This window comes from Pseudomonas sp. Pse1, assembly GCF_024519635.1.
Classification (GTDB): domain Bacteria; phylum Pseudomonadota; class Gammaproteobacteria; order Pseudomonadales; family Pseudomonadaceae; genus Aquipseudomonas.
In genome coordinates this window covers 98,491-119,616 of the sequence record NZ_JALJRO010000008.1, presented here as the reverse complement: position 1 = coordinate 119,616, position 21,126 = coordinate 98,491, and the positions used below count along the sequence as shown (strand labels likewise).

The following is a 21,126-nucleotide window of genomic DNA, read 5'->3' as shown; positions in this document are numbered from 1 at the left end:
TGGCCTTACATAATTTAAGAGCTTTCGCACCCAGCCCACTGGCGTTATCCTTGATTTCACCTTCATTGCCCAAGGGCGGCTGAATACAACCTTGAACGCACCCATAGAACCCCATCGTTTTATTCTCGAGCCCTTTGAGGCTCAGCGCTTCGCCAATCTGTGCGGGCAATTCGACGAGCACCTGCGCTTGATCGAACAGCGCCTGGCGATCGTGATCCGCAATCGCGGCAATCAGTTCGAACTGATCGGCGAGAGCAAACACACCACCTCCGCGGAAAACCTGCTGCGCCGTCTCTACCGGGAAACCAAGGGTAGCGAGCTGTCGCCGGACATGGTTCACCTGTTCCTGCAGGAATCGGCCGTGGAAGAGCTGGACAACCATGCCCCCGCCGAACCTGCCGTGGCCCTGCGCACCAAGAAAGGCATGATTCGCCCGCGCGGCTTGAATCAGCAGCGCTACGTGAAGGAAATTCTCGCCAACGACATCAACTTCGGCATTGGTCCGGCCGGTACCGGCAAAACCTATCTGGCCGTCGCCTGTGCGGTTGACGCCCTGGAGCGCGAGCAGATCCGCCGCATCCTGCTGGTGCGCCCGGCGGTCGAGGCTGGCGAGAAACTTGGCTTCCTGCCCGGCGACCTGTCGCAGAAGATCGACCCGTACCTGCGTCCGTTATACGACGCGCTGTACGAAATGCTCGGTTTCGAATACGTCGCCAAGTTGATCGAACGCCAGGTCATCGAGGTTGCGCCGCTGGCCTATATGCGCGGCCGCACCCTGAACAACAGCTTCATCATTCTCGACGAAAGCCAGAACACCACTGTCGAGCAGATGAAAATGTTCCTGACCCGGATCGGCTTCGGTTCGACCGCTGTCATCACTGGCGACATCACCCAGATTGACCTGCCGAAGGGCACCAAATCCGGGCTGATCCATGTCACCGAAGTGCTCAAGGACATCCCCGGCATCAGCTTCAGCCACTTCATGCCCAAAGACGTGGTCCGTCACCCACTGGTGCAGCGCATTGTCGAAGCCTATGAACGGTTCGAGAATCACGCCAGCGACGCATCACCCAAGGACAATCGCCGCGATGCTTGAGCTTGACCTGCAACTGGCCACCGATGCCGCGGCTCCAGGCGAAGCCCAGTTCCGCCAATGGTGTGAGCTGGCGCTGCGCCAGCGCACAGCCGACTCGGAAATGACCATTCGCCTGGTCGACGAAGCCGAAGGCCGTGAGCTCAATCACACCTGGCGGCAAAAGGATTACGCCACCAACGTCCTGTCGTTTCCCGCCGACGTGCCCGACGAGTTTCTCGATATTCCGCTGCTCGGCGACCTGGTGATCTGCGTCGCCGTGGTTGAGCGCGAAGCCGCCGAGCAAGGCAAGGCGCTTGAGGCACACTGGGCCCATCTGGTGATTCACGGCTGCTTGCATCTGCTGGGTTACGACCATATAGATGACGACGAAGCCGAAGAAATGGAAGCACTGGAACGAACGTTGCTTGCCGAACTGGGTCATCCGGACCCTTATGCGGATGACGAAACCGACATCATGACAACAAAGGATTCAGAGTAATCGCTATGAGCGAAGATCGATCGAGCAACGGGCAGAAGTCCTGGCTGGGTAAACTGACCCAGGCTTTTGCCCACGAGCCGAAGAACCGCCAGGAGCTGCTTGAGCTGCTGCGCGATGCACACCAGAACAAACTGTTGGACAGCGAAGCGCTGGCCATCGTCGAAGGCGCCATCCAGGTGGCTGACCTGCAAGTGCGCGACATCATGGTGCCGCGCTCGCAGATGGTCAGCATCAAGGCGACCCAGACACCCCGCGAGTTCCTCCCCGCGGTGGTCGACTCGGCCCACTCGCGCTACCCGGTGATCGGCGAAAGCCACGATGACGTGATGGGTGTGCTGCTGGCCAAGGACTTGCTGCCGTTGATCCTCAAGGAGAACGGCGACAACTTCAACATCAAGGACCTGCTGCGCCCGGCCACCTTTGTGCCCGAGTCCAAGCGCCTGAACGTGCTGCTGCGCGAGTTCCGCGCCAACCATAACCACATGGCCATCGTCATCGACGAATACGGCGGCGTGGCGGGCCTGGTGACCATCGAAGACGTTCTGGAGCAGATCGTCGGCGATATCGAAGACGAACACGACGTCGAGGAGGACAGCTACATCAAGCCGCTGCCCAGCGGTGACTTCCTGATCAAGGCCCTGACTCCGATCGAAAACTTCAACGAATTCTTCGACAGCGAATTCTCCGATGACGAATTCGACACCGTCGGCGGCCTGGTGATGAGCGCTTTCGGGCACCTGCCAAAACGCAACGAGATCACCGAAATCGGCGCCTATCGCTTCCGCATCCTGAATGCCGACAGCCGCCGTATCCACCTGCTGCGACTGACCCCCATCGCCCGGTAACCCCTAAGGATTGAAATGCGCTGGATAACCCGCCCCGGCTGGCCCGGTAACCTGCTGGCCGTGGCGGCCGGTGCACTCACCACCCTGGCACTGGCGCCGTTCGATATCTGGCCGCTGGCGTTACTGGCGGCCGGCTTTTTCTATGCTGGACTGCGCCAACTGACGCCGCGCCAGGCATTGGGCCGGGGCTGGTGTTTCGGGTTTGGCCTGTTCGGCGCGGGCACCAGCTGGATCTACTACAGCATCCACCACTTCGGCGGCGCTTCAGTGCTGCTGGCGGGGTTCCTGATGCTGCTGTTCACCGCCGCGATTGCCTGGTTCTTCGCCCTCCCCGCCTGGGTCTGGGCGCGCTGGCTGCGACGCAATGAGGCGCCGCTGGCCGACGCCCTGGCCTTCGCCGCCTTGTGGGTAGGCCAGGAAGCCTTTCGTGGCTGGTTCCTCACGGGGTTCCCCTGGCTCTATTCCGGCTACAGCCAACTCGATGGCCCGCTGACCGGCCTCGCTCCGCTGGGCGGAATTTGGCTGATTTCCTTCTGCATCGCCTTGAGCGCCGCCCTGCTGTACAACCTGCCGCGCCTGATCAGGGCACCGCGCAAGAGCTTCCTGGTGATTGGCCTGTTGCTGCTGGCCGCACCCTGGGCCGTCGGCCTGGCACTCAAGGGCCACGCCTGGACCAGCCCCTCGGGCGAGCCGCTGAGCGTCGCGGCCATTCAGGGCAACATCGAACAGAGCATGAAGTGGGACCCGGCGCAGCTCAACTCGCAACTGGCGCTGTACCGCGACATGAGCCTGAGTTCCAAGCGTGTCGACCTGCTGATCTGGCCGGAAACTGCGGTGCCGGTACTCAAGGAGTCTGCCGAAGGCTACCTGACCATGATGGGCAAGTTCGCCGCCGAGCGTGATTCGGCGTTGATCACCGGGGTACCGATTCGCCAGGTGGTGCATCAGGAGCGACGTTTCTACAACGGTATCACCGTGGTCGGCGAAGGCGATGGCACCTACCTCAAGCAAAAGCTGGTGCCGTTCGGCGAGTACGTGCCGCTGCAGGACATCTTGCGTGGGCTGATTGCGTTCTTCGACCTACCCATGTCCGACTTCGCCCGCGGCCCGACCGACCAGCCGATGCTCCAAGCCAAGGGCTACCAGATTGCACCGTTCATCTGCTACGAAGTGGTCTACCCGGAATTCGCCGCTGGCCTCTCGGCCCGCAGCGATCTGCTGCTGACCATCAGCAACGACACCTGGTTCGGCACCTCGATTGGTCCGCTGCAACACCTGCAGATGGCGCAGATGCGCGCATTGGAAGCCGGTCGCTGGATGATTCGGGCGACCAACAATGGCGTGACCGGGCTGATCGATCCATTCGGCAAGATCACTGTGCAGATCCCGCAGTTCGAGCGCGGCATCCTCTACGGCGAGGTCGTGCCCATGCACAACCTGACGCCGTACCTGAAATGGCGCTCCTGGCCGCTGATCATCCTCTGCGTGCTGCTGTTTGGCTGGGCGCTGATTGCCAGCCGAATGGCCAAGACGGTCTAGGACTGCACTCTCGGCACTGGGGTTATCGATAAAACATCGAGTACCCCAGTTGCCCGACCGCCTCATTGAGCAACTGCCCCGAGCGCCAGATCGACTTGAACGTCGGCATCCAACCGCCCAGGGGCTCGGCGTTGTCGGTGCCGAGAAACCCCATGGGCGCCGGTACCACCTGCAGACCCGCCGCCTCGAAGCTCCACACGGCGCGTGGCATGTGCCAGGCATGGGTGACCACCACTACCCTTTTCAGACCCAGCGGCAGCAGCAATTCGGCACTGAACCGGGCATTTTCCCAAGTGGTGCGACTACGCCCCTCCTGCCAACGCACCGTGACCCCGAAATCCTCCAGCATTGAGTCAGCCATCAACTTGGCTTCCGTCGGCGGCGTGCCGTAATGCAGGCCGCCGCTGGTCAGCACCGGCAGCCCCGAAGCCTTGGCCAGGCGTGCCGCATAGCGTTCGCGATCCAGAGCCACGCCGGTGGGCTGGTCGGTCCCCCAAGCCAGGTCGCCACGCTCGCGGCCCGCGCCCAGCACGACAATGACATCCGCGCGCTCGGCCAGGCTCGCCCATTCGCTGCGCGCCAGCGGTGGCTCGCGCTCCAGCGCCTTGGCGCCCCACTGTACGACTACCGGCAGACTCATCAGCCAGAAACCGCCTGCTCCCAGTACAAAACAACAGGCAGCCAAGCGCGGCCTCGAGCGGCGCAACCACCAGGCAAGCACCAGCAGCAGCAACAGTAGGCCGGGCGGCAAGAGCAATTGTTTGACGAAATAACGAAAAGGCATCGAGCATCTCCAAAGATGCCCGAAGCCTAAGTGGGTTGAAGCAAGGCGACAACTGACGTGACTGGCCTTTCCATCAAAAAGCCGTCACCCGTGACTGCACACGTACGTGCCTGATCACTTACTTGACTCGCCGGGACCGGACCTTTACCGCGTCCCCGCCAGGGACCTTATCCTTCAACCAGATGACTTTGGCCGAACGAGGGGTCTCCTGATGCATCTCTGCCTGCAACAAGCCTCCCTGCACCGCGTGCTCACTTCGGTTCAGATACGCCTTGATCAAGTCGAACTCTGCGCGGCTCAATCCGCGAAGTTCCAGCTCCAGCGGACGCTCATCGCGCAACCGCCCGGCTGTCTTTGCTGCGTCCAGGGCCATCCCCAGACGGTCTATCAGTTTTTCGTACAACTCGGGTTGCGTTACTGTTGCATGCGACTCCACCATCCCTCACCTCATTGAAGATAAGACTCACTCCCCAACTAGAGCTTAGCTTCGTCGACAAAACAGGCTTCACGCCGCGACCAACGGCCCCAACAGTGGGTCACCCGGCAATCAGGGTTTCCCTAGGCCGAGCGCGGTCATGTATGCTACGGCGCTTCCTGTAAATCCGCTTTCAGCGCGGCTGGACACCGAAAACGCCCGGTTTGGCGTGATCAACCTCCAGCGTTGCCTTGAAGAGGATGAGGCCACCCCTATTCAGTTCAAAAGTAGCCATGCACGAACAATATCAGCCCCGTGAAATAGAAGCCGCCGCCCAATCCTTCTGGGACGAGCAGAAGTCCTTTGAAGTCAGTGAACAGCCAGGCAAGGAGACTTACTACTGCCTATCGATGTTCCCTTACCCCAGCGGCAAGCTACACATGGGGCACGTGCGCAACTACACCATCGGCGACGTGATCTCCCGCTACCAGCGCATGCTCGGCAAAAACGTCCTGCAGCCCATGGGTTGGGACGCCTTCGGCATGCCGGCGGAAAACGCCGCGATGAAGAACAACGTCGCACCGGCCAAGTGGACCTACGAAAACATCGCCTACATGAAATCCCAGCTGCGTAGCCTGGGCCTGGCGGTGGACTGGTCCCGCGAAGTCACTACCTGCAAGCCGGATTACTATCGCTGGGAACAATGGCTGTTCACTCGCCTGTTCGAAAAAGGCGTGATCTACCGCAAGAACGGCACCGTGAACTGGGACCCGGTCGACCAGACCGTACTGGCCAACGAACAGGTGATCGACGGTCGCGGCTGGCGCTCCGGCGCGCTGATCGAAAAGCGCGAAATCCCGATGTACTACTTCAAGATCACCGCCTACGCGGATGAGCTGCTGGAGAGCCTCGACGAGCTGACCGGCTGGCCTGAACAGGTCAAGACCATGCAGCGCAACTGGATCGGCAAATCCCGCGGCATGGAAGTGCAGTTCCCGTACAACGTCGACTCAATCGGCGAAGCCGGCACCCTGAAAGTCTTCACCACCCGTCCGGACACTCTGATGGGCGCCACCTACGTGGCCGTGGCTGCCGAGCACCACCTGGCCACCCTGGCGGCGCAGAACAACCCTGAGCTGCAAGCGTTCATCGCTGAATGCAAAGGCGGTAGCGTGGCCGAGGCCGATGTCGCTACCCAGGAGAAAAAAGGCCTGCCAACCGGCCTGTTCGTCGAGCACCCGCTGACCGGCGAGAAGCTCCCGGTATGGGTCGCCAACTACGTGCTGATGCACTACGGTGACGGCGCGGTAATGGCTGTGCCGGCCCACGACGAGCGCGATTTCGAATTCGCCCACAAGTACAACCTGCCGATCAAATCCGTGGTGCGCACCAGCTCCGGCGAAACCAACCCGGCACCCTGGCAGGACGCCTACGGCGAGCACGGCACCCTGATCAATTCCGGTGAGTTCGACGGCCTGGACTTCGTCGGTGCGTTCGACGCAATGGAAGTCGCCCTGATCAAGAAACAACTCGGCGCCTCGCGCACCCAGTTCCGCCTGCGCGACTGGGGCATCAGCCGTCAACGCTACTGGGGCTGCCCGATCCCGATCATCCACTGCGCAGCCTGCGGTGATGTGCCGGTGCCGGAAGACCAGTTGCCGGTCGTCCTGCCAGAAGACGTGGTACCCGATGGTGCCGGTTCGCCGCTGGCACGCATGCCCGAATTCTACGAGTGCAGCTGCCCGAAATGCGGCCAGCCGGCCAAGCGTGAAACCGACACCATGGACACCTTCGTCGAGTCCTCGTGGTACTACGCCCGCTACGCCTCGCCTCACTTCGAAGGCGGCCTGGTGGAAAAGTCCGCGGCGGATCACTGGTTGCCGGTCGACCAGTACATCGGCGGCATCGAACACGCCATCCTGCACCTGCTGTATGCGCGCTTCTTCCACAAACTGATGCGTGATGAAGGCCTGGTCAGCTCCAACGAGCCATTCAAGAACCTGTTGACCCAGGGCATGGTGATCGCCGAGACCTATTATCGTCGCGAAGCCAACGGCGCCTACACCTGGTTCAACCCGGCCGACGTCGAACTCGAGCGCGACAGCAAGGCCAAGGTGATCAGCGCCAAGCTGAAATCCGATGGACTGCCGGTGGAAATCGGCGGCACCGAGAAGATGGCCAAGTCGAAGAACAACGGCGTCGACCCGCAGTCGATGATCGACCAGTTCGGTGCCGACACCTGCCGTCTGTTCATGATGTTCGCCTCGCCACCTGACATGAGCGCCGAATGGTCGGACTCCGGAGTCGAAGGTTCGCACCGCTTCCTCAAGCGCGTTTGGCGTCTGGCTCAGGCCCACGTCACCCAAGGTCTGCCGGGCAAACTGAACCTCGCTGCGTTGAGCGATGAGCAGAAAGCCGTTCGCCGTTCGATCCACCTGGCCATCAAACAGGCCAGCCAGGACGTGGGCCAGAACCACAAGTTCAACACCGCCATCGCCCAAGTGATGACCCTGATGAACGTGTTGGAGAAAGCCCCGCAAGGCACCGAGCAAGATCGTACGCTGATTCAGGAAGGCCTGGAAACCGTGACCCTGCTGCTAGCCCCGATCACGCCGCACATCAGCCATGAGCTGTGGCAGCGCCTGGGTCACGCCGACGCGGTGATCGACGCCGCCTGGCCGGTGCTGGACGATAGCGCCCTGGTGCAAGACAGCCTGCAACTGGTGATTCAGGTCAACGGCAAGCTGCGTGGCCAGATCGAAATGCCCGCCAGCGCCACGCGCGAAGAAGTCGAAGCCGCCGCACGCGCCAACGAAAACGTGCTGCGTTTCGTCGACGGCCTGACTATTCGCAAAGTGATCGTGGTACCCGGGAAACTGGTCAACATCGTCGCCAGCTAATTGGAGCAGGTGCCAGGCCCGGCCTGGCACCGAACAAAACCTTTCGGGCTGCAGCGCAGCCCACACGGTTTCAAGGGGAACAACAAGATGATCAAACGCAATCTTCTGGTGATGGGCCTCGCGGTCCTGCTGAGCGCCTGCGGTTTTCAACTGCGCGGCACCGGCACCAGCGAACTGGCGTTAAAGGAAATCGACCTGAGTGCACGTAATGCCTACGGCGAAACCGTGGTGATGATGCGCCAGGTCCTGCAAAGCAGTGGCGTCAAGGTCACTGCCGGCGCGCCTTACAAGCTGGTGTTCACTAACGAGCAGACCTCCCAGCGCAGCCTCAGCTACTCGGGCGCCGGCCGTACCGCCGAGAACGAACTGACCACCGTGCTGGACTACCAGATCGTTGGCCAGAACAACCTCTCGCTGATCAGCGACAAGCTGCAAGTGCAGAAAGTCGTGATGCATGACGGCAGCAACATCACCGGTTCGGTCCAGGAAGAGGACGAAGCCCGCAAGGAAATCCATCGTGAGCTGGTCCAGCGCATGATGTTACGCCTGCAGCAAATTACCCCGGCCCAGTTGGATCAGTTGCAGCAGACCGCCAACGCCCGCGCCAAGGCTGAAGCCGATGCACTGGACGCTGCACAGAAGGCTGAAGCGAATACCCCGCGTCAGTCACCGCTGCAAATTCCTGCCGAGTAAGTCTGACGGGGCGCCTTGGCGCCCCATTGGCCCCGCCCTATGAAACTCGCCCCCGCCCAACTCGCCAAACACCTGCAAGGCACCCTCGCGCCGGTGTACGTCATCAGTGGCGACGATCCGTTGCTGTGCCAGGAAGCGGCTGACGCCATCCGAACCGCCGCCCGTCAACAGGGCTTCGACGAGCGCCAGGTATTCGCCGCCGACGCCAATTTTGACTGGGGCAGCTTGCTGCTGGCCGGCGCCAGCATGTCGCTGTTCGCCGAAAAGCGCCTGCTGGAGCTGCGCCTGCCTTCCGGCAAACCCGGGGACAAGGGCGCTGCGGCACTGATCGAATACTGCTCGCGTCCGGCTGAAGACACCTTGCTGCTGATCAGCCTGCCCAAGCTCGACGGCAGCGCGCAGAAAACCAAATGGGGCAAGGCCCTGGTCGAAGGCGCGCAAACCCAGTTCGTGCAGATCTGGCCGGTGGACGTGCACCAGTTGCCGCAATGGATTCGCCAGCGCCTGTCGCAAGCCGGGCTCAGCGCCAGCCAGGACGCGGTCGAACTGATCGCCGCGCGGGTGGAAGGCAATTTGCTGGCCGCGGCCCAGGAAATCGAAAAGCTCAAGCTGATGGCCGAAGGTGGACAGATCACCGTGGAAACCGTGCAGGCCGCCGTGGCCGACAGCGCGCGTTTTGATGTGTTCGGCCTCACCGATGCAATTCTCAACGGCGAAGCCGCCCATGCCCTGCGCATGCTCGAAGGCTTGCGCGGTGAAGGCGTCGAGCCGCCGGTGATTCTCTGGGCTCTGTCCCGTGAACTGCGGCTGCTGGCCAATCTGTCACTGCAATACAGCCAGGGGGTGCCGCTGGACAAGGCATTCAGCCAGGCCCGGCCGCCGATCTGGGACAAGCGTAAACCGCTGATGAGCAAGGCCCTGCAACGCTACTCCGCGTCGCGCTGGGCGCAGTTGCTGCTGGAAGCCCAGCGCATCGACGCACAGATCAAAGGTCAGGCCGCTGGCTCGCCGTGGATGAGCCTGAGCCGCCTGTCACTGCTGATGGCTGGCCAGCGCCTGGCACTGCCTGCCGAGTAAACACAGCGCTCGGCCCCTGACTTATAGCAACACTGGACAGAGGCCGAACTTGGGCAGATGATGCGAGCCGCACCAGCCACCCCCAGGGAGCCCACTGCCCATGAGCAAGCAAAAACAGCCGAACAAGGCCAAATCCATCGTCGCCCAGCCACTGTTCCGCAGTCGCCAGGAACAGCCCACCAAGGGCAAAGGCAGCTACCGCCGCGAAGCCTTCCAGTCTAAAAGCTGGGAGGCTTCTTACTTTCTGGCCGCTTGAAGCGCAGCACCCCCTCTCCATGATAAGGTCGGCACTTGATTCGTATTCCCTGGACCTGTGCATGCCCTTTTGTATTTCCCGTCACTGGCACCTGCGCCCACTGATTGCCGCCACCAGCTTCGTCTTGCTGGTTGCCTGCGCGGAAAAGCCCACCGCTGCCGACGCGCAAACGCTGCAGACCGTTCCTGTTACCACCGCTCCAGCCGTGGTTGCCCCCGTGGTTCCTACCGGCGACAACCTCGAGATCCAACCGACCCAGACCTTCGAACAATGGCAAGCGGCCTTCCGCCGAGACGCCCTGGCCGCGGGCATCAGCCCGAGCCTGTTCGACCGCGCCTTTGCCGGGGTCAGCCCGGACATGAGCGTGATCCGCGCCGACCGCAGCCAGCCGGAGTTCTCCCGTCCGGTGTGGGAATACCTCGACGGCGCGCTGTCCGCAGTCAGGGTGCGCCGCGGCCAGGCCCTGCTGGTGCAATACGCCGACACCCTGAATGCCATCGAGCAACGCTACGGCGTCGACCGTCAGGCGCTGGTGGCAGTGTGGGGCATGGAAAGTAACTTCGGCAGTTTCCAGGGCGACAAGTCGGTAATCCGCTCGCTCGCCACCCTGGCCTATGAAGGGCGCCGTCCGGGCTTTGCCCATGCTCAGTTGCTGGCGGCGCTGCAGATCTTGCAGCAAGGTGATATCGCTCCCGAGAAAATGCTCGGCTCCTGGGCTGGCGCCATGGGCCAGACCCAATTTATCCCGACTACCTATAACACCCACGCCGTGGACTTCGATGGTGATGGCCGTCGCGACATCTGGGGCAGCCCGGCCGACGCCCTCGCCTCCACCGCGCATTACCTGCAAAGCTCCGGCTGGCAGAAGGGTCAGCCTTGGGGCTTTGAAGTGGTGGTGCCGAGCACCTTCAACTATTCACTGGCCGACGGCGCGATCCGCAAGAGCGTTGCCGAATGGACCCAGCTCGGCGTGAAGCTGCCTAATGGCGCCAGCGTGCCGCCCGGTTCCGAGCAACTGTCTGCCGCCCTGCTGCTGCCGGCCGGCTATCGCGGCCCGGCGTTCCTGATCCTCGACAACTTTCGCGCCGTGCTCAAGTACAACAACTCGTCGTCCTACGCACTGGCGGTCAACCTGCTGTCCGAACGTTTCAGCGGTGCCGGCCTGATCAGTGGCCAGTGGCCCAAGGATGACCTGCCGCTGAGCCGTTCCGAACGTATCGAACTGCAGAACCTGCTCAGCGCCAATAACTACGACGCCGGCAATCCGGACGGCATCATCGGCGCCAACACGCGCAAAGCCATTCGGGCGGCGCAGCAGTCGTTCGGCTGGCCCGCTGATGGCTACCCGACGCACAAGTTGCTTGAGAATCTGCGCAAGCGCTAAAAGCATCGCGGCGGTGCGACGATTCGACAAGCCCACTCCCACAGGATTGAATCGATGACCTGTAGGAGCGGGTTTGTCGAAACGTCGCACCGCCGCGAAGACTGACCACCAGGCGCTACACCCCTAAGCCCTGAGCACTACATCCTGCTCCAACACCAACGCCTGCTCCCCCGCATCCAGCCGCACCAGCGCCCCCAGCGGCAATGTCAGGTTCGGATCACAATGGCCGCTACGCCAGCCTGCCAGCACCGGAATCCGCAACGGCTCGAAGGTCTGCTTGAGCAAGCGGTTCAACGCTTGCTGGTCGACCCCGGCGATATCCCCGGCCAACACCCCACGCAATTTGTGCAAGTGCCCGGCCAGGCGCATCTGAGTCAGCAGGCGGTCGATGCGGTACAGCGGCTCGTTGACGTCTTCAATCAACAGAATCACCCCGTCGGCATCGATCTCGTACGGCGTGCCCATAGTCGCGGCGATCATCGCCAGATTGCCGCCCAGCAACCGCCCGTGCGCGATACCCGGCTCAATTGTGGTCAGTGGATAGGCCACCGGGTGAGTCAACACACTGCCGGCCTTCAACTGGCCGCGCAGCATGGCGAAAAACGAAGTGACCGTCGGCGGCTCCTTGTCCCCCAGCAGGTCAGCGTTAAGCAGTGGCCCGTGAAAGGTCACGAACCCGGCATAACGGCTGATTGCCAGATGCAACGCGGTGATATCGCTGTAGCCGACGAACGGTTTGGCATGGCGGCGCAACAGGTCGAAGTCGATGCGGTCCAGCAGCCGCGGCGTACCGTAGCCGCCCCGCAGGCAGATGATTGCGTCAACCTCGTCATCGGAAAACGCGGCGTGCAGATCATTGAGGCGTACCTCGTCACTGCCGGCCAGATAGCCGTCCTTCTCGTAAACCCCAGGAAATACCTTCAGCCCATAACCCCGGGCGCGCATCCATTGCACGGCCTTGTCCGTATCCAGCGCTCCCGGGCCGGCAGGCGCAATGACGCCAATGATCCCCTCGGGGGGCAGCGCTGGCACCGGCTTGTGTGGATTGAGGTGAACAGTCATCCATGGATCTCCCTGCGTGTAGTCGTGCACACACAGTAGTCAGGAACGGAGGCAAACAAAAGGCTCCGTTGGCAGGTAGGGGGGTTGTCGTATAGCGGGCAAAAAAATACCCGCCGGGCAACGAAGCCTCGGCGGGTATTGTTCAGCAAGCGTCAATCAGGAACCGATCAGCTCGGCCTTGACCAGCTTGGCTTGCTCGTCGGCGTGGTACGACGAACGTACCAACGGGCCAGAGGCGACGTTCTTGAAGCCCATCTTGTAACCTTCCTCGGCGAACCAGGCGAAGGTGTCCGGGTGGACAAAGCGCTGCACCGGCAAGTGGTTGCGGGACGGCTGCAGGTACTGGCCCAGGGTCAGCATGTCGATGTCGTGCTCGCGCATGCGCTTCATGACTTCGATGACTTCTTCGTCGGTTTCGCCCAGACCCAGCATCAAGCCGGACTTGGTCGGAATGTGCGGCATCATCTGCTTGAACTTCTGCAGCAGGGTCAGCGACCACTGGTAGTCCGAGCCCGGACGCGCAGCCTTATACAGGCGCGGTACGGTTTCCAGGTTGTGGTTGAACACATCCGGTGGCTCGGCAGCGGTGATGGCCAATGCGACGTCCATCCGGCCACGGTAGTCCGGCACCAGGGTTTCCAGCTGCACATTCGGCGACAGCTTGCGAATTTCGCGGATGCAGTCGGCAAAGTGCTGGGCGCCGCCGTCACGCAGGTCGTCGCGGTCCACCGAGGTGATCACCACGTACTTCAGGCGCAGGTCAGCGATGGCGATGGCCAGGCTTTCCGGCTCGTTGACGTCCAGTGGCTTCGGACGACCATGACCCACGTCGCAGAACGGGCAGCGACGGGTGCAGATGTCACCCATGATCATGAAGGTCGCGGTGCCACCGGAGAAGCACTCGCCCAGGTTCGGGCAGGACGCCTCTTCACAGACACTGTGCAGCTTGTGCTTGCGCAGCAACGCCTTGATGCGGTCGACTTCCGGCGACACCGGAATGCGTACGCGGATCCAGTCCGGCTTCTTCGGCAGTTCGGTGGTCGGAATGATCTTCACCGGAATGCGTGCAACCTTCTCGGCGCCGCGCAGCTTGACGCCGGCTTCTACCTTGGCACGCGGGGCCGGACGCTCGGTGACATCCAGCGTCGGGATCATGGTTTGCACTGCATCAGTAGTCATATCAGTCGATTCCGCCCGTTAGGGTCGTCTGCTCAGCATAGTCGAGGTGTTTGACGAGCTGCGCGCGCAGCCGGGCACTTACCTCGGCAAATTCAATCGGTCCTGTATGGTCACGTAGCTGGGTCATTGCCAACCCGGCGTAGCCACAGGGGTTAATCCGTCGGAACGGCTCAAGATCCATATCCACGTTCAAGGCCAGGCCATGAAAGGAACAACCGTGGCGGATCCGCAGTCCCAGTGAAGCGATTTTCGCACCGTTGACGTAGACCCCCGGTGCATCCGGCTTGGCCACGGCGGTCACGCCATAACTGGCCAGTAGTTCGATCAAGCACTGTTCCATGCGGCTGACCAGGTCGCGCACACCAAAACCGAGCTTGCGAACATCCAGCAGCAGGTAGGCGACCAACTGGCCGGGACCGTGATAGGTCACCTGCCCGCCGCGATCGGCCTGCACCACCGGAATATCACCCGGGAGCAGCAGATGCTCGGCCTTGCCGGCCTGGCCCTGGGTGAACACCGGCAGGTGCTCCACCAGCCAGATTTCATCGGCCCGTGAGCTGCCGCGCTCGTTGGTGAAGCGTTGCATGGCCTGCCAGACCGGCTCGTACGCCAGCTGGCCGAGCTCGCGAAAGCCCAGCGGATCGGACATCACAGCACCATGTGCACGAAGCCGGTGGCTCGCAGGTCGCTGTTGATGTTGTACAGCTGGTCCTGATCGGTCGCGACGATGTGCAACTGAATGGTGGTGTACTTGCCGTTGGTGCTTTGACGCTCATCGACACGCTCATCGTTGATGGTCGCGTGTTTCTTGACGATCTCGATGATCTTGTCCTTGTTGCCCGCACCGGTATCGCTGATCACCTTAACCGGGTAATCCGTGACAGGAAATTCGATCTTTGGCGCCTTTACTTCGGTATCGCTCATGGCGTAACGGCCTCGTAAGCCGTGCCAACGAGCATGGCCCCGCTCCGGGTAGGAGCAGGGCCATGCAGGTCAACACTGAATCAGTTGAACAAACCGTAGAAGAATAGACGGATGCTATCCCACATGCGGCGGAAGATACCACCTTCCTCGACCGCGTCCAGCGCGATCAGGTCGGCGCTGTGTACCACCTTGTCATCCAGTTTGACTTCGACCTTGCCGATCACGTCACCCTTGGCGATTGGCGCCATCAGTTGCGGGTTCATGGTCATGCTGGCCGCGAGCTTTTTCAGCTGGCCTTTTGGCAGGGTCATGGTCAGGTCGTCAGCCAGGCCAGCCTTGACCTGATTGGTGGTGCCTTTCCAGACAGGAGCCTGGGCCAGTTCGGTGCCTTTCTGATAGAAGGTCTGGGTTTCGAAGAAACGGAAACCGTAGGTCAGCAGCTTCTGGGTTTCAGCGGCGCGTGCCGATTCGCTATTGGTACCGAACACCACGGCGATCAGGCGCATGCCATCACGTACCGCCGAGGACACCATGCAGTAGCCAGCTTCGTCAGTGTGACCGGTTTTCAGACCGTCGACAGTCTTGTCACGCCACAGCAGCAGGTTGCGGTTCGGTTGCTTGATGCCGTTCCAGAAGAACTCTTTCTGCGAGTAGATCGCGTAGTGAGCCGGGTCTTCGTGGATGATCGCGCGCGCCAGCACAGCCATGTCGTGAGCCGACGAGTAGTGCTCAGGGTTCGGCAAGCCGGTCGGGTTCATGAAGTGGCTGTTGGTCATGCCCAGGTCGCCGACGGTTTTGTTCATCATGTCGGCGAAGGCGTCTTCGCTGCCGGCGATGTGCTCAGAGAGCGCAACGCTGGCGTCGTTACCCGACTGGATGATGATGCCGTGCAGCAGGTCGCTGACAGTCACCTGCGAGCCAACCTTGATGAACATCCGCGAACCACCGGTACGCCAGGCGTTTTCGCTGACGGTCACTGGGTCGTTTTCACCGATCTGCCCGCGACGGATCTCCAGGGTCGCAATGTACGCGGTCATCAGCTTGGTCAGACTGGCAGGCGGCAGGCGCTGGTCACCGTTGTTCTCGACCAGCACATTGCCACTGCTGGCGTCCATGAGCACGTAGGACTTGGCGGCCAGTTGAGGTGGCGACGGCATCATCTCGACCGCGAACGCGGCGGGAGAGAGAAGCAGCGGGACTAGCAGGCACAGGCGTTTGGCAAAGGTGGTGATGTTCATCCGTCTCTCGAAATCGCTAATGGAAACTGCCCTTGCGGGCAAAACTAATCAGACAACCTTCTAACGGGTTATCGCGTGTTCAGTTGTTCACTCACTGACCCTTGCCGGGCTTTTGTTGTACATCGAGCCAACAACTCAGGTCCTCCCCCCAATACCGCGAGCGAACCTTGATACGGGTACTGCTTACTCGGCCGTCACCAGGCTCGGCGAACCGAGATTGGCCAGGCGCACGCTGTTTTGCACTTGCGCAATTTCACCCTGCGAGCCGATCGGCCCCAGGCGAACCCGGTGCAGGGTCTGCTGATTGCGCACGATAGAACTGATGAACACCGGAGCGCTCACCATACCGCTGAGCTTCGACCTCAGGAGTTCGGCAGCGTCCGGGTTGGCGAACGCGCCCACCTGCAGATACTGGCCAGAGGCTGCTACAGAAGCGTTTTTTTTTGCATTGACCTGGATCGGCACGACAGCGGCGGCATGTTGCTGCGGCGGCGGGGTCCATTGCTCGACCTTGCCAGTCGATGCAGTGATCACCGGACCGCTGTTTTGCGCGACCTGCGGCTCATTGAGCATCAATGGCGCCGGGCGCCCCTTGGCAGCCCACCACTCTTGCGGGTCGATGCCCTCGACCTTGACCCGCGCGGTGCCGGTCTCGGCATAACCGAGTTTTTTCGCGGCAGCATAGGACAAGTCGATGATCCGGTCGGAATAGAACGGCCCACGGTCGTTGACCCGCAGGATCACCGTGCGCTTGTTGTCCAGGTTGGTCACGCGGACATAGGCCGGCAGCGGCAGGGTCTTGTGTGCGGCGCTCATGCCGTACAGGTCATACACCTCGCCATTGGCAGTGTTCTGGCCATGAAACTTGGTGCCGTACCAGGAGGCCGTGCCGGTTTCGACATAGCGCTTGGACTCGGGCATCGGGTAATAGGTCTTGCCCAGCACGGTGTAGGGGTTAGCCTTGTAGTTGCCGGTGTGCAAGGTCGGGGTGGCGTCGGGAATCCGCGACACATCGACGTCCCACCACGGCGCACCGTCCTTGTGGGCCCGGTTGATATCCAGCCCCGGGGTGGCGCGGACAACGGTCGGTGCCTTCGGTTGCGGCGCACGGCTGGTCGAGCAACTGACGATCAGCATCGACAGCGCGGCAAAAGCCACCAGCTTCAGGGGTTTGTGGATTGGCGATGCCAGCATTACTTGACGCCCCGTGCTTGGACCAGCTGTTCAGACAACTGATGTACGGCCATGGCGTACATCACGCTGCGGTTATAACGCGTGATTGCATAAAAATTCTTCAAGCCCATCCAGTATTCCGGGCCATTGTCACCTTCCAGACGAAACGCCGTCACCGGCATGTCGTCGCGCAGCGCATCATGACTCGACCAGCCCAGCGCTCGCAACTCCCCGACGGTTTTCGTCGGTTCGATCCCGGTGGTCAAGCCCTCGTCGACCTGCTCGCCACGCACATCGGCGCGACTGACCACCGGCTGCCCGGCCTCCCAGCCATGGCGTTTGAAATAACTGGCGACGCTGCCGATGGCGTCGTCGGCGTTGGTCCAGATATTGATGTGGCCATCCCCGTCGAAATCCACCGCATAGGCGCGGAAGCTGCTCGGCATGAACTGCGGCAAGCCCATGGCACCGGCGTAGGAGCCTTTCAACGTCAACGGATCAACCTGCTCTTCACGGGCCAGCAGCAGGAATTCACGCAGCTCCTTGCGGAAAAACTCGGCCCGTGGAGGGTAGTCGAAACCCAGGGTCGACAGGGCGTCGATTACCCGGTAATTGCCAGTATTGCGGCCGAAAAAGGTCTCAACTCCGATGATTGCGACGATTACCTGGGCCGGCACCCCGTATTCCTGCTCGGCACGCGCCAATACGGCTTCGTGCTGGCGCCAGAAGTCGACGCCGCGGGCGATGCGTGCATCGGTGAGGAACATCGGACGATATTCCTTCCATTGCTTGACCCGTTCAGCGGGGCGCGAGATCGCGTCGAGAATCGACTGCTTGCGCTCGGCCTCGCGGAACACGCCCATCAACTGTTCACCAGCGAAGCCGTAGTCACGGGTCATTTCACCGACGAATTCAGCCACTTGCGGCGAGCCCTCATATTCGCCGGCAAGCGCCGCCGGGGCGCTGCCAAGGATGCTTGCCAGGCCGAGCCACGGAGCGTATCGCGTTGCCCAGCCACGCATTACTTGCATTGAAATCTTCACCTTATTCAAACCTGCGCGATCCACTTACGATGGGTATGGATCGACATCAAAACCCCAAACGCTGACAGCAGTGTCACCAGCGAAGTTCCGCCGTAACTAATGAATGGCAACGGCACCCCCACCACCGGCAACAGGCCACTGACCATACCGATGTTGACGAAAACATAAACAAAAAACACCATGGTCAGCGAACCTGCCAGCAACTTGCCGAACAGCGTCTGCGCCTGGGCGGTAATCACCAGCCCGCGACCAATCAACAGCAGATAGATCAGCAGCAAGGCGCAAATGCCCACCAGCCCGAACTCTTCGCCCATGACCGCGATGATGAAGTCGGTGTGGCTTTCCGGCAGGAAGTCCAGGTGCGACTGAGTGCCCAGCAGCCAGCCCTTGCCAAACACGCCGCCGGAGCCGATGGCGGCCTTGGATTGGATGATGTTCCAACCTGTGCCCAGCGGGTCGCTTTCCGGGTCCAGGAAGGTCAGGATCCGCTGCTTCTGGTAGTCATGCATGATGAAGAACCACATGGCGATCGCCACCGGCACCGTGGCCGCCAGCACACTGAGAATCCAGCGCCAGCGCAAGCCGCCCATGAACAGCACGAAAGCGCCGCCGGCGAGAATCAGCAACGAGGTGCCGAGGTCCGGTTGGCGCACGATCAGGGCGAACGGGATGCCGATCAAAATCAGGCTGACCCCGACGTGCTTGAGCTGTGGCGGCAAAGTGCGCTTGGACAGGTACCAGGCGATGGTCGCCGGCATGATGATCTTCATGAACTCCGAGGGCTGGAAGCGGATCACCCCGGGAATGTTGATCCAGCGCGTCGCGCCCATGGCGTTGTGGCCCATGATGTCCACCACCAGCAACAGCAGCACGCCGACCACATAGCCCAACGGTACCCAGCGCGCCATGAAACGCGGTTCGAACTGGGCGATGATGACCATCGACACCAGACCGATGCCGAACGACGTCGCCTGTTTGGCCAGCAAGTCCCAGCTCTTGCCGCTGGCCGAATACAGCACGAACAGGCTGCCGGCCGCGAGGATCAACAGCAGGATCAGCAGCGGGCCGTCGATGTGCATGCGCTGCAATAACGTCGCTCGGCGACGCATCACATCCTCGCTGGAGAGAATGCGATCAAAATTACTCTTCACGGGCCGTAGCCTCCGCGGAATTGGGGCTGGCAAATTCAGGCTTGAGTCGACCGTCCTGGTCCAGCAGCCAGGCATCCATCACCTGGCGCACCACCGGCGCAGCGACACCGGAACCGGACTCACCGTTCTCGACCATCACCGAAACGACAATTTTCGGGTTGTCGGCCGGGGCAAATCCTACGAACAACGCGTGGTCACGATGCCGCTCCTGAACCTTGGAGCGGTCGTACTTCTCGCCCTGCTTGATCGCCACTACCTGAGCCGTACCCGACTTGCCGGCGATCCGGTACTGCGCGCCAATCGACGCCTTGCGCGCGGTACCCCGGGCGCCGTGCATGACCTGCTGCATGCCATGGTTGACTCGGGTCCAGTCCGCCGGATCACGCAGGACGATATCCGGCATCGGATTCTCATCCACCGGCTTCTCGCCCTCGATCGACTTGGCCAGGTGCGGCCGGTTCCACTTGCCCTTGTTGGCGACCAGCGCCGTGGCCTGGGCCAATTGCAGCGGTGTCGACTGCATGTAGCCCTGGCCGATCCCGAGGATCAGGGTTTCGCCAGGGAACCAGGCCTGACGCCGGGTGGCCCGCTTCCATTCGCGCGAAGGCATGAGACCGGGCGACTCTTCGAACATGTCCAGCGAGACCTTCTGGCCGATGCCGAACTTGGTCATGTAGGCCGACAGTCGGTCGATCCCCAGCTTGTGCGCCAAGTCGTAGAAGTAGGTGTCGTTGGAGCGCATGATCGCCGTGTCGAGGTCGACAAAGCCGTCACCGGTGCGGTTCCAGTTACGGTACTTGTGATCGTAATTGGGCAGTTGGTAGTAGCCCGGGTCGAATACCCGCGAGGTCGCGGTGACAACCCCGGAATCCAGGCCGGCAATCGCCACCGCCGGCTTGATGGTCGAGCCTGGCGGATACAGCCCGCGCAGGACTCGGTTGAACAGAGGCCGGTCGATGGAATCGCGCAACTCGGCGTAAGCCTTGAAGCTGATGCCGGTGACAAACAGGTTCGGATCGAAACTCGGCTGACTGACCATCGCCAGCACTTCGCCGGTGTTCGGATCCATCGCCACCACCGCGCCACGACGCCCGCCGAGAGCCGCTTCGGCGGCCTCCTGCAGTTTAATGTCGAGGCTCAGGATGATGTCCTTGCCGGGAATCGGATCGGTGCGCTTGAGCACCCGCAGCACGCGGCCGCGAGCGTTGGTTTCGACTTCTTCGTAGCCGACCTGACCGTGCAATTGCGGCTCGTAGAAGCGTTCGATGCCGGTCTTGCCGATGTGGTGGGTACCGCTGTAGTTCACCGGATCGAGGGTCTTCAGCTCTTTCTCGTTGATCCGCCCCATGTAGCCCACCGAGTGCGCAAAGTGCGCGCCCTGCGGGTAATGGCGCACCAGTTGCGCAACCACCTCGACACCCGGCAGGCGGAACTGATTCACCGCAATCCGGGCAATCTGCTCTTCGGTCAACTCGAACAGGATCGGCACCGGCTCGAAGGGTCGCCGCCCCTGACGCATGCGTTTTTCAAAGATCACCCGATCCTCGGGCGTCAGCTGCAGCACTTCGACGATCACGTCGAGCACTTGCTGCCAATCACCGGAACGTTCTCGGGTCATGCTCAGGCTGAAACTGGGCCGGTTGTCGGCAATCACTACGCCGTTACGGTCGAAGATCAGGCCGCGGGTCGGCGGAATCGGCTGAACGTGGACGCGGTTGTTCTCCGACAGAGTCGAGTGATACTCGTACTGGATCACCTGCAGGAAATACAAACGCGCGATCAGCACGCCGATCAGCAGCACCACTGCAATTGCCCCGAACACGACGCGGCCACGCACCAGACGGGCGTCTTTTTCGTGGTCCTTGATGCGAATCGGTTGGGACATGAGC

20 protein-coding genes are annotated in these 21,126 nt (G+C 61.6%); 9 read left to right on the top strand and 11 right to left on the bottom strand.

Translation table 11 applies throughout. The annotated features are described in order from the left end of the window. Positions 1–91: 91 nt before the first annotated feature. The 4 genes from NR126_RS14195 to lnt are packed head-to-tail and all read left to right on the top strand — an operon-like array spanning position 92 to position 3,958. The gene (locus NR126_RS14195) at positions 92–1,096 is read left to right on the top strand and encodes a PhoH family protein (protein WP_027617774.1); all 1,005 of its coding nucleotides are present in this window, start codon (positions 92–94) and stop codon (positions 1,094–1,096) included. After that, positions 1,089–1,574, top strand: a complete 486-nt coding sequence (ybeY, locus tag NR126_RS14190; protein ID WP_105754433.1) for an rRNA maturation RNase YbeY — start codon at positions 1,089–1,091, stop codon at positions 1,572–1,574. Before NR126_RS14195 ends, ybeY begins: the two co-directional genes overlap by 8 nt. Positions 1,575–1,579: 5 nt before the next feature. Beyond that, positions 1,580–2,419, top strand: a complete 840-nt coding sequence (locus tag NR126_RS14185) for an HlyC/CorC family transporter (protein ID WP_027617772.1) — start codon at positions 1,580–1,582, stop codon at positions 2,417–2,419. A 15-nt stretch (positions 2,420–2,434) separates the two neighbouring features. Next, complete coding sequence (gene lnt / locus NR126_RS14180; RefSeq protein WP_256830476.1) at positions 2,435–3,958, top strand: apolipoprotein N-acyltransferase; 1,524 nt, start codon at positions 2,435–2,437, stop codon at positions 3,956–3,958. Positions 3,959–3,980: 22 nt separating this feature from the next. Here lnt and NR126_RS14175 read toward each other — a convergent pair whose 3' ends face one another. Continuing rightward, positions 3,981–4,742 (bottom strand): YdcF family protein, encoded by a 762-nt coding sequence (locus tag NR126_RS14175; protein WP_027617770.1) that lies wholly within the window; start codon positions 4,740–4,742, stop codon positions 3,981–3,983. Between the two features lie 118 nt (positions 4,743–4,860). After that, entirely contained in the window at positions 4,861–5,181 is a 321-nt protein-coding gene (locus tag NR126_RS14170; protein ID WP_027617769.1) for a hypothetical protein, read from the bottom strand. Positions 5,182–5,450: 269 nt separating this feature from the next. On the opposite strand from NR126_RS14170, the gene leuS reads away from it, so the two are divergent. From leuS to NR126_RS14145, 5 genes are all read left to right on the top strand, one after another. Beyond that, positions 5,451–8,057, top strand: coding sequence for a leucine--tRNA ligase (gene leuS, locus NR126_RS14165; protein ID WP_256830475.1), 2,607 nt, complete (start codon positions 5,451–5,453; stop codon positions 8,055–8,057). A gap of 87 nt (positions 8,058–8,144) precedes the next feature. Then, positions 8,145–8,750 (top strand): LPS assembly lipoprotein LptE, encoded by a 606-nt coding sequence (gene lptE, locus NR126_RS14160; RefSeq protein WP_105754466.1) that lies wholly within the window; start codon positions 8,145–8,147, stop codon positions 8,748–8,750. A 39-nt stretch (positions 8,751–8,789) separates the two neighbouring features. After that, positions 8,790–9,827 (top strand): DNA polymerase III subunit delta, encoded by a 1,038-nt coding sequence (gene holA / locus NR126_RS14155; protein WP_027617766.1) that lies wholly within the window; start codon positions 8,790–8,792, stop codon positions 9,825–9,827. A 100-nt stretch (positions 9,828–9,927) separates the two neighbouring features. Further along, a complete protein-coding gene (arfA, locus tag NR126_RS14150; RefSeq protein WP_256830474.1) occupies positions 9,928–10,083 on the top strand; it encodes an alternative ribosome rescue factor ArfA in 156 nt (51 codons plus the stop codon). A 61-nt stretch (positions 10,084–10,144) separates the two neighbouring features. Further along, positions 10,145–11,467, top strand: a complete 1,323-nt coding sequence (locus NR126_RS14145) for a lytic murein transglycosylase (RefSeq protein WP_027617764.1) — start codon at positions 10,145–10,147, stop codon at positions 11,465–11,467. 123 nt (positions 11,468–11,590) lie between these two features. Here NR126_RS14145 and NR126_RS14140 read toward each other — a convergent pair whose 3' ends face one another. The 9 genes from NR126_RS14140 to mrdA form a co-directional block, all read right to left on the bottom strand. After that, positions 11,591–12,529 (bottom strand): LD-carboxypeptidase, encoded by a 939-nt coding sequence (locus NR126_RS14140; RefSeq protein ID WP_256830473.1) that lies wholly within the window; start codon positions 12,527–12,529, stop codon positions 11,591–11,593. A gap of 156 nt (positions 12,530–12,685) precedes the next feature. Continuing rightward, entirely contained in the window at positions 12,686–13,708 is a 1,023-nt protein-coding gene (gene lipA / locus NR126_RS14135) for a lipoyl synthase (protein ID WP_027617762.1), read from the bottom strand. 1 nt (position 13,709) lies between these two features. After that, entirely contained in the window at positions 13,710–14,357 is a 648-nt protein-coding gene (gene lipB / locus NR126_RS14130; RefSeq protein ID WP_027617761.1) for a lipoyl(octanoyl) transferase LipB, read from the bottom strand. Next, positions 14,357–14,632 carry a DUF493 domain-containing protein gene (locus NR126_RS14125; RefSeq protein ID WP_027617760.1) on the bottom strand — a complete coding sequence of 92 codons (276 nt, stop codon included), beginning with the start codon at positions 14,630–14,632 and terminating at the stop codon, positions 14,357–14,359. Before NR126_RS14125 ends, lipB begins: the two co-directional genes overlap by 1 nt. Before the next feature lie 80 nt (positions 14,633–14,712). Next, positions 14,713–15,870, bottom strand: a complete 1,158-nt coding sequence (locus tag NR126_RS14120; protein WP_027617759.1) for a D-alanyl-D-alanine carboxypeptidase family protein — start codon at positions 15,868–15,870, stop codon at positions 14,713–14,715. 183 nt (positions 15,871–16,053) lie between these two features. Then, complete coding sequence (locus NR126_RS14115; RefSeq protein ID WP_027617758.1) at positions 16,054–17,064, bottom strand: septal ring lytic transglycosylase RlpA family protein; 1,011 nt, start codon at positions 17,062–17,064, stop codon at positions 16,054–16,056. Next, the gene (gene mltB / locus NR126_RS14110; RefSeq protein ID WP_027617757.1) at positions 17,064–18,074 is read right to left on the bottom strand and encodes a lytic murein transglycosylase B; all 1,011 of its coding nucleotides are present in this window, start codon (positions 18,072–18,074) and stop codon (positions 17,064–17,066) included. The genes NR126_RS14115 and mltB overlap by 1 nt, the downstream gene beginning before the upstream one ends. Positions 18,075–18,091: 17 nt before the next feature. Next, positions 18,092–19,195 carry a rod shape-determining protein RodA gene (rodA, locus tag NR126_RS14105; protein ID WP_051550489.1) on the bottom strand — a complete coding sequence of 368 codons (1,104 nt, stop codon included), beginning with the start codon at positions 19,193–19,195 and terminating at the stop codon, positions 18,092–18,094. A 31-nt stretch (positions 19,196–19,226) separates the two neighbouring features. Beyond that, complete coding sequence (mrdA, locus tag NR126_RS14100) at positions 19,227–21,122, bottom strand: penicillin-binding protein 2 (protein WP_027617755.1); 1,896 nt, start codon at positions 21,120–21,122, stop codon at positions 19,227–19,229. Positions 21,123–21,126 lie beyond the last annotated feature (4 nt).

Coding starts and splice junctions, on each gene's coding strand:
- rodA (WP_051550489.1), bottom strand. CDS start 19,195: ATGCGTCGCCGAGCGACGTTATTGCAGCGCATGCACATCGACGGCCCG.
- NR126_RS14115 (WP_027617758.1), bottom strand. CDS start 17,064: ATGCTGGCATCGCCAATCCACAAACCCCTGAAGCTGGTGGCTTTTGCC.
- mrdA (WP_027617755.1), bottom strand. CDS start 21,122: ATGTCCCAACCGATTCGCATCAAGGACCACGAAAAAGACGCCCGTCTG.
- NR126_RS14170 (WP_027617769.1), bottom strand. CDS start 5,181: ATGGTGGAGTCGCATGCAACAGTAACGCAACCCGAGTTGTACGAAAAA.
- ybeY (WP_105754433.1), top strand. CDS start 1,089: ATGCTTGAGCTTGACCTGCAACTGGCCACCGATGCCGCGGCTCCAGGC.
- mltB (WP_027617757.1), bottom strand. CDS start 18,074: ATGCAAGTAATGCGTGGCTGGGCAACGCGATACGCTCCGTGGCTCGGC.
- NR126_RS14175 (WP_027617770.1), bottom strand. CDS start 4,742: ATGCCTTTTCGTTATTTCGTCAAACAATTGCTCTTGCCGCCCGGCCTA.
- arfA (WP_256830474.1), top strand. CDS start 9,928: ATGAGCAAGCAAAAACAGCCGAACAAGGCCAAATCCATCGTCGCCCAG.
- holA (WP_027617766.1), top strand. CDS start 8,790: ATGAAACTCGCCCCCGCCCAACTCGCCAAACACCTGCAAGGCACCCTC.
- NR126_RS14140 (WP_256830473.1), bottom strand. CDS start 12,529: ATGACTGTTCACCTCAATCCACACAAGCCGGTGCCAGCGCTGCCCCCC.
- NR126_RS14185 (WP_027617772.1), top strand. CDS start 1,580: ATGAGCGAAGATCGATCGAGCAACGGGCAGAAGTCCTGGCTGGGTAAA.
- leuS (WP_256830475.1), top strand. CDS start 5,451: ATGCACGAACAATATCAGCCCCGTGAAATAGAAGCCGCCGCCCAATCC.
- NR126_RS14145 (WP_027617764.1), top strand. CDS start 10,145: ATGCCCTTTTGTATTTCCCGTCACTGGCACCTGCGCCCACTGATTGCC.
- NR126_RS14125 (WP_027617760.1), bottom strand. CDS start 14,632: ATGAGCGATACCGAAGTAAAGGCGCCAAAGATCGAATTTCCTGTCACG.
- lipA (WP_027617762.1), bottom strand. CDS start 13,708: ATGACTACTGATGCAGTGCAAACCATGATCCCGACGCTGGATGTCACC.
- lipB (WP_027617761.1), bottom strand. CDS start 14,357: ATGTCCGATCCGCTGGGCTTTCGCGAGCTCGGCCAGCTGGCGTACGAG.
- NR126_RS14120 (WP_027617759.1), bottom strand. CDS start 15,870: ATGAACATCACCACCTTTGCCAAACGCCTGTGCCTGCTAGTCCCGCTG.
- lptE (WP_105754466.1), top strand. CDS start 8,145: ATGATCAAACGCAATCTTCTGGTGATGGGCCTCGCGGTCCTGCTGAGC.
- lnt (WP_256830476.1), top strand. CDS start 2,435: ATGCGCTGGATAACCCGCCCCGGCTGGCCCGGTAACCTGCTGGCCGTG.